Source organism: Pelomonas sp. KK5 (assembly GCF_001984095.1).
In the GTDB taxonomy this organism is placed as follows: Bacteria; Pseudomonadota; Gammaproteobacteria; order Burkholderiales; family Burkholderiaceae_C; genus KK5.
The window spans coordinates 1-7,635 of sequence record NZ_LYVQ01000276.1 but is presented as its reverse complement, the minus strand read 5'-3'; the positions used below and the strand labels follow the sequence as shown (position 1 = coordinate 7,635).

Here is a 7,635-nt window from a genome sequence, read left to right as displayed (position 1 = left end):
GGCTGGCCCTGCTGACGGCCCTGCTCGCATGGCAGCGCTGGCGCCGCCTGGCCCGCTACCCGCAGGCGCTGCCCGCCGGCCGCCTGGCGGCGCGCTGATCGATGCCCTTGTTCAAGCGCTTCGCCCCGCCGCTGGCCATCTGGGCCGCCGCCTTCGCGCTGATGGCCTGGCTGGACCGCCAGCCCGACCTGGCCCATATCGGCAACCTGGCCCTGCTGCTGGTGCTGGCCGCCGCGCTGTCCAGCCACTGGCTGAACCTGGCCGCCGCGCTGGCGCTGGACCTGGTGGCGGTGCTGGCCTTCAATGCGGCCTTCATCGAGCCGCGCGGCCATTTCCTGCAGATCGACCTGGCCCAGCACGCCTGGCTGCTGGCCACGATGCTGGGCGTCAGCTGGAGCTCGGCCGGCCTGACCGCGCGGCTGCGCCGCCAGGCCGAGCTGGCGCAGCGCCATGCCCGCGAGGCCGAGCAGCTGCGGGCCTTCAGCGAGGCCCTGCGCGATGCCGACGGCGACCTGCCGACCCAGGCGGCCGCGCTGGCGGCGGCGCTGCATCCGCAGGCGCGGCTGATCGTGCTGCGCGACACGCTGCCGGCCCGCGACGACGATGCCGCCGCGCTGATCCTCGGCACGCTTGATGCCGACCAGCGCACCGGCCTGTGGCTGAGCCTGCGCCGCTCGCTGCCCTTCGGCCCCGGCACCGGCCGGCACGAGGAGCTGCCCGAGTGGTACCTGCCGCTGCGCGGCCGCGCGGGCCGCAGCCATGGCGCCGCGCTGCTGCCGGCCGGCGAGCCGGGGCAGCGCAGCCAGGCGCAGCTGCTGTGCGACCAGCTGGGCCAGGCGCTGGAGCGCGGCGCCAGCGAGCGGGCCGCCCAGCGCGCCCGCGAACTGGCCGAGGCGCAGGGCCTGCGCAACACGCTGCTGGCCGCCATCTCCCACGACTACCGCACGCCGCTGGCCACCATCATGGGCGCCGCCTCGGCGCTGCGCGAGCAGGACGAGAAGCTCTCCGCGGCGCAGCGCCGCAAGCTCGCCACCGCCATCGTCGACGAGAGCGAGGCGCTGGCGCGGATGACCGACAACACGCTGCAGATCGCCCGGCTGGACGCGCCCGGCGGCGCACGCCTGAAGACCGACTGGGAATCCGCCGAGGAGCTGGCCGGCGCGGCGCTGCGGCGCGCGCGCCAGCGCCACCCCGATGCGGCCGGGCGGCTGCGCGCAAGACTTGACCCCGGCCTGCCGCTGCTGCGCTGCGACGCGGTGCTGCTGCTGCAGCTGCTGGACAACCTGCTGGACAACGCCTTGAAGTACGGCGGGAGCGGCCCGGTGGAAATCCGCGCGGTGCAGGCCGACGGTCAGCTGATGCTCGCCGTCAGGGATCGCGGCCCCGGCGTCGCGCCGGCCTGGCGCGAGCGGGTGTTCGACGTCTTCCAGCGCGGCCGCGACGGCGCGCCGGACGCCACCCGCGGCGCCGGCGTCGGCCTGGCCGCCTGCCGCGCGATCGCCCAGGCCCACGGCGGCGAGATGCGCTACCGTGCGCGCAGCCACGGCGGCGCCGCCTTCGAGTGCTGGCTGCCGCTCCCGACCGAAACCTTCGAGAACCCGGAACCATGAGCCTGTCCGTCCTGCTGGTCGAAGACGACCGCGAGCTGCGCGCCACGCTGGCCGACAGCCTGCGCGTCGAGGGCTACGAGGTCCATGCCGCCGCCAGCCTGGCCGACGGCCTGGCCCTGCTGGCCCATGCGCGGGTGGACCTGGTGCTGCTGGATCTGGGCCTGCCCGACGGCGAGGGGGAGGCCTTGCTGACGGCGCTGCGCCGCGAGCAGTCGACCCCGCTGCTGGTGATCTCCGCCCGCGAACAGGACGGCCAGAAGGTGCGCCTGCTCGACGCCGGCGCGGACGACTACCTGGTCAAGCCCTTCAGCGTCAGCGAGCTGCTGGCGCGGATGCGGGTGGCGCTGCGCCACCGCGGCCGGGCGCTGCAGCCGGCCGTCACCCGCTACGAACAGGACGGCCTGCTGGTCGACCTGACCGCCCACCGCGTGCGCCTGCATGACGCCGAGGTTCATCTGACCCCGACCGAGTTCAAGCTGCTCGCGCGGCTGGTGCGCAGCGCCGGCCAGGTGGTGACGCACCGCACGCTGCTGGCCGACGTCTGGGGGCCCGAGTGCACCGAGCAGACGCAGTACCTGCGCCTGTACATGGGCCAGCTGCGCGCCAAGCTGGAGGCCGAGCCGGCCGAGCCGCAGCGCCTGCTGACCGAGCCGGGCGTGGGCTACCGGCTGGTCTGAGGGGCCACCGCAGGGGGCCGGGCCGGGACTTATGCGTTCCTGATGCCGGCGGCGGGAGCATGCGGGCCTCACTGCAGTCCCGACAGCCCATGTCCAACCCTAACTCCGAATCTCATCAGCGCCACGGCCTGGCCGCCCTGACCCTGGGCGCCATCGGCGTCGTCTACGGCGACATCGGCACCAGCCCGCTGTACACGGTGATCGAAGTCTTCCAGCCGGCCACCGGCATCGCGCTGGATGCCCGCAACGTGACCGGCGCGATCTCGACCATCCTGTGGGCGCTGATGCTGGTGGTCACGCTGAAGTACATCGTGCTGATCCTGCGCGCCGACAACCGCGGGGAGGGCGGCGGCCTGGCGCTGACGGCGCTGGCCACCAAGGCGGTCGACGCCGAGCGGCCGCAGCTGCGCCGCTGGCTGCTGCTGATGGGCGTCTTCGGCGCCACGCTGTTCTATGGGGACAGCGTGATCACGCCGGCCATCTCGGTGATGGGCGCGGTGGAAGGCCTCGAGGTCGTGGCCCCGCACCTGGACGCCTATGTGCTGCCGATCTCGCTGGCGGTGCTGCTGGGCCTGTTCCTGATCCAGCGCTTCGGCACCGCCACCGTGGGCAAGGTCTTCGGGCCGGTGATCGCCTTCTGGTTCCTGGTGCTGGCGGTCAGCGGCGTGCACCAGATCGTGCAGCAGCCGGCCATCCTGGCGGCGCTGAACCCGCTGCACGCCTGGGAGTTCCTCACCGAGCGGGGCTGGAAGCTGTTCGCCGCCCTGGGTGCGATCGTGCTGGCGCTGACCGGCGCCGAGGCCCTGTACGCTGACATGGGCCACTTCGGCCGCCGGCCGATCCGCCTGGCCTGGGGCCTGCTCGTGTTCCCGGCGCTGGCGCTGAACTACATGGGCCAGGGCGCGCTGCTGATGCGCGACCCCTCGGCGATCCAGAACCCCTTCTTCCGCCTGTTCCCCGAGCCGCTGCTGCTGCCCGCCATCGTGCTGGCAGCGCTGGCCGCGGTGATCGCCTCGCAGGCAGTCATCTCGGGCGCCTTCTCGATGACCAAGCAGGCGATCCAGCTCGGCTTCCTGCCGCGCATGACGGTGCGCTACACCTCGGCCCGCGAGGCCGGCCAGATCTACATGCCCGCGGTCAACTGGACGCTGCTGGCCGGCGTGGTCGCGGCGGTGCTGCTGTTCAAGAAGTCCTCGGCGCTGGCCGGGGCCTACGGCATCGCGGTGACGCTGACGATGATGATCACCACGCTGCTGACCTGGTTCGTGATTCGCGACGGCTGGCGGCTGCCGCGGCGCATCGCGGTGCCGGCAACCATCGTCTTCCTGGCGCTGGACGCGCTGCTGGTGGCCGGCTGCGCGATCAAGTTCCTCGACGGCGGCTGGTTCCCGCTGGCGGTGGGCCTGGCGCTGTTCGCGCTGATGAGCACCTGGGCGCGCGGCCGCGAGCTGCTGTTCGACAGCATCCAGCGCGACGGCCTGGAGCTGGAGCCCTTCATCGAGAGCCTGGCGCTGGGCGGCGCCCACCGCGCCTCGCGCACCGCCGTCTATGCCGTGGCCAGCTTCGAGACGGTGCCTCAGGCGATGCTGCACAACCTCAAGCACAACCAGGTGCTGCACGAGTCCAACGTGATCATGAGCGTGCGCTTCGAGGACCGGCCCTTCGTGCCCGACGCCGAGCGCATCGCGCTGACCGCGCTGGCGCCGGGCTTCTGGCGCGTGGCGGTGCACTACGGCTTCATGGACCAGCCGGACGTGCCGCGCGCACTGGCCCTGTGCGAGGCCAAGGGCCTGCGCATCCCGGTCTTCGAGACCAGCTACTTCCTCAGCCGCGAGACCGTCGTGCCCACGCCCGGCGCCGGCATGGCGAACTGGCGCGAGCGCCTGTTCGCGGCCATGAGCCGCAACGCCGGCGGGGTGGCGGAGTTCTTCCGGCTGCCCGACAACGCGGTGGTGGAGCTGGGCACGCGGGTGCAGATCTAACTAACCCGTTTACCCATGCGCCGGAATGGCACAAGTACCCGAGCCGACCGGCGGGAAGCGCATGCCACCGATGCAGAATCCGCAGGCACTGAGGAGGTGCTTGCGGCGTGCCATCGATCTACGAACTGAAGCCTCGTTTCCAGTCCCTGCTGCGCCCGCTGGTGCAAAAGCTGCACGCATCCGGCGCCACGGCCAACGAGGTCACCGTCGCGGCCTGCGTGGTGTCGATGGCGCTGGGGCTGGGCCTGTTCTTCGCGCCGATCTCGCGCACGGCCTTCGCCTGGATCCCGCTGTGGATGTTCCTGCGCATGGCCTTCAACGCGATCGACGGCATGCTGGCCCGCGAGCACGGGCAGCAAAGCCCGCTGGGCGCCTTCCTCAATGAGCTGACCGACGTGGCTGCCGATGCGGCGCTGTTCCTGCCCTTCGCGCGGGTGGCGCCGCTCGATCCCTTCTGGGTCGGCGCGGTGATCGTGCTGGCCGGGTTGTCGGAGTTCGCCGGCGCCCTGGGCCCCAGCGTCGGCGCCTCGCGCCGCTACGACGGGCCGCTCGGCAAGAGCGACCGCGCCTTCCTGTTCGGCGCGCTGGGCCTGGCCGTGGCCTGCACCGAGACGCTGCCGGCCTGGACCGCCCTGCTGATGCCGCTGGCCGCGGCGCTGACGGCCTGGACCATCGTCAACCGCGTCCGCCGCGCGCTGGCGGAGATCGAGGGGAGGAAGAAGGCATGAGGCTCACCGCACGCCCGCTGCAGGAGCAGCAGTTCCAGACCCATGACGGCGTCTCGCTGTTCTACCGCCGCTGGCCGGCCACTTCCGGCACGCGGCGCGGCGCGGTGCTGCTGTTCCACCGCGGCCACGAGCACGGCGCGCGCATGGCCCACCTGGTCGACGAGCTGGACCTGGCCGACTTCGACTTCTACGCCTGGGATGCCCGCGGCCATGGCCGCTCGCCGGGCCAGCGCGGCCACAGCCCGAGCTTCGCCGACTCGGTACGCGACGTGCAGACCTTCGTCGACCACATCACCGCCACCGACGGCGTGGCGCCGCAGGACATGCACGTGATCGCGCAGAGCGTCGGCGCGGTGCTGATCTCCACCTGGGCGCACGACTACGCGCCCAAGGTGCGCGGCCTGACACTCGCCTCGCCCGCCTTCAAGGTCAAGCTCTACGTGCCCTTCGCGCGGCCGGGTCTGGCGCTGATGCACAAGCTGCGCGGGCTGTTCTTCGTCAACAGCTATGTGAAGGCGAAGTTCCTGACCCACGACCCCGCGCGGATCGCCAGTTATGACAGCGACCCGCTGATCTCGCGGCCGATCGCCGTCAACATCCTGCTGGACCTGTATGCGGCGGCGGAGCGGATCGTGGCGGATGCGAACGCGATCGTTGTACCGACCCAGTTACTTATCTCCGGCGCGGACTGGGTCGTGCACCACAAGCCGCAGCATGAGTTCTTCGAGCGCCTGGGCAGCCGTGTCAAGGAGAAGCTGGAGCTGCCCGGCTTCTTCCACGACACGCTGGGCGAGCGCGACCGCGCGCCGGCGGTGGCGGCGATACGTGCCTTCATCGTGAAGCTGTTCGCGCAGGCGCCGGCGCCGGTGGAGCTGAAGGATGCGCACCTGCGCGGCGCCACCGCCGAGGAGTCGCGCGCGCTGGCGGCGCCGCTCTCGCCGCTGTCCCCGCGCGGCGCCTACTGGGCGCTCACGCGCGGCGGGCTGCGCATCGGCGGCCTGCTGTCGCGCGGGATCGCGCTGGGGCACGAGACCGGCTTCGACTCGGGCAGCACGCTGGACTATGTCTATCGCAACGAGCCGCAGGGCGCGGGCCCGCTGGGCAAGCTGGTCGACGGCACCTACCTGCAGTCGATCGGCTGGCGCGGCATCCGCCAGCGCAAGCTGCATGTGGAGGAGCTGCTGCGCGAGGCGATGCAGCGGCTCTCGCAAGCCGGCCGCGAGCTGCGGCTGATGGACATTGCCGCCGGACATGGCCGTTATGTACTTGATGCCGTGCAGGGCAGCGCGGTGCCGGCGGACTCGATCCTGCTGCGCGACTACAGCGAGATCAATGTGCGCGATGGCGGCAAGCTGATCGCCTCGCGCGGGCTGCAGGACCGCGCCCGCTTCATCCAGGCCGATGCCTTCGACCGCGCCAGCCTGGCGGCCACGTCGCCGCGGCCGACGCTGGCGGTCGTCTCCGGGCTGTACGAGCTGTTCCCCGACAACGAGCCGGTGGCGCGTTCGCTGGCCGGCCTGGCCGATGCCGTCGAGGAAGGCGGTTATCTCGTCTACACCGGCCAGCCCTGGCATCCGCAGCTGGAGATGATCGCCCGCGCGCTGACCAGCCACCGCGGCGGCGCGGCCTGGGTGATGCGCCGGCGCACGCAGGCGGAGATGGACCAGCTGGTGGAGGCCGCGGGCTTCGAGAAGCTGGCGCAGCGGATCGATCCCTGGGGCATCTTCACCGTGTCGCTGGCGCGGCGGATCAGCCGGTGAATGCGAGGCCGCGGCCCTGGAAGCGCGCCGCGGCGTGGCTGGCGCTGCTGGGGCCGCTGTTCTACCTCTGCTACGGGCTGGCCAACTGGTGGGCGGGGCGGCAAGCCGAGGTGCCCTCGCTGGCCTTCGAGTGGGAGCGCGGCATTCCGTTCTGGCCGTGGACGATCTTTCCCTACTGGACGATCAATGTCTTCTACGCGATCTCGCCCTTCCTCGCCCGCGACAAGCACACGCTGGACCGCCACGCGCTGCGGCTGCTGACGGCCACGCTGGTGGCCTGCAGCTGCTTTGTGCTGTGGCCGCTGCACTTCAGCTTCGGCATCCCGCCGGTCAGCGGCGCGCCGGCCCTGCTGTTCGACGCGCTGCGCGGCTTCGACAAGCCCTTCAACCAGGCGCCGTCCCTGCACATCGCGCTGGCGCTGATCCTGTGGGACTGGTACCGGCAGTTCCTGCGCGGTCTGGTGGCGCGCGCGGTGCTGCACCTGTGGACCTTCGCGATCTGCGCCTCGGTGCTGACCACCTGGCAGCATCATTTCATCGACATCCCGACCGGGGCGCTGCTGGGCATGGCCTGCATCTGGCTGTGGCCGCTGGAACGGGTCGTGTCGATGCGGCAGGCCTGGCGGCTTTCGACCGATCGGCAGCGGCTAAAGCTGGCCGGCCTGTATGCGCTGGGCGGCATCGCCTGCCTGCTGCTGGCGCTGGCCGGTGGCGGCGTCTGGCTGTGGCTCGGCTGGCCGGCGGCGGCGCTGGCGCTGGTGGCGCTGAACTACCTGGGCTTCGGCGCGCGCGGCTTCCGGATGGACAGGCAGGGCCGCATGCACTGGGCGGCGCGCTGGATGCTCGCGCCCTACCGGCTCGGCGCCGCGATCAACGCC

The 7,635-nt window shown here is 72.0% G+C and carries 6 protein-coding genes; all 6 read left to right on the top strand.

Features of this window, described 5'->3' with window-relative positions:
- Positions 1 to 101: 101 nt before the first annotated feature.
- On the top strand, positions 102 to 1,610 hold the full coding sequence (locus B0W88_RS27800; RefSeq protein ID WP_077037809.1) for an ATP-binding protein: 1,509 nt from the start codon (positions 102 to 104) through the stop codon (positions 1,608 to 1,610).
- A complete protein-coding gene (locus tag B0W88_RS27795; RefSeq protein WP_077037808.1) occupies positions 1,607 to 2,287 on the top strand; it encodes a response regulator in 681 nt (226 codons plus the stop codon). The genes B0W88_RS27800 and B0W88_RS27795 overlap by 4 nt, the downstream gene beginning before the upstream one ends.
- An 89-nt stretch (positions 2,288 to 2,376) precedes the next feature.
- Entirely contained in the window at positions 2,377 to 4,269 is a 1,893-nt protein-coding gene (locus tag B0W88_RS27790; protein WP_077037807.1) for a potassium transporter Kup, read from the top strand.
- A gap of 107 nt (positions 4,270 to 4,376) precedes the next feature.
- On the top strand, positions 4,377 to 4,997 hold the full coding sequence (locus B0W88_RS27785) for a CDP-alcohol phosphatidyltransferase family protein (RefSeq protein WP_077037806.1): 621 nt from the start codon (positions 4,377 to 4,379) through the stop codon (positions 4,995 to 4,997).
- Positions 4,994 to 6,757, top strand: a complete 1,764-nt coding sequence (locus tag B0W88_RS27780) for a bifunctional alpha/beta hydrolase/class I SAM-dependent methyltransferase (RefSeq protein ID WP_077037805.1) — start codon at positions 4,994 to 4,996, stop codon at positions 6,755 to 6,757. Before B0W88_RS27785 ends, B0W88_RS27780 begins: the two co-directional genes overlap by 4 nt.
- Positions 6,754 to 7,635 (top strand): phosphatase PAP2 family protein (locus B0W88_RS27775; RefSeq protein WP_077037804.1); only part of this gene is annotated, 882 nt, incomplete at its 3' end. The genes B0W88_RS27780 and B0W88_RS27775, both read left to right, overlap by 4 nt.

Excerpts from the sequence above, each read along its gene's own strand:
- B0W88_RS27800 (WP_077037809.1), top strand. The coding sequence starts at position 102 with ATGCCCTTGTTCAAGCGCTTCGCCCCGCCGCTGGCCATCTGGGCCGCC.
- B0W88_RS27795 (WP_077037808.1), top strand. The coding sequence starts at position 1,607 with ATGAGCCTGTCCGTCCTGCTGGTCGAAGACGACCGCGAGCTGCGCGCC.
- B0W88_RS27790 (WP_077037807.1), top strand. The coding sequence starts at position 2,377 with ATGTCCAACCCTAACTCCGAATCTCATCAGCGCCACGGCCTGGCCGCC.
- B0W88_RS27780 (WP_077037805.1), top strand. The coding sequence starts at position 4,994 with ATGAGGCTCACCGCACGCCCGCTGCAGGAGCAGCAGTTCCAGACCCAT.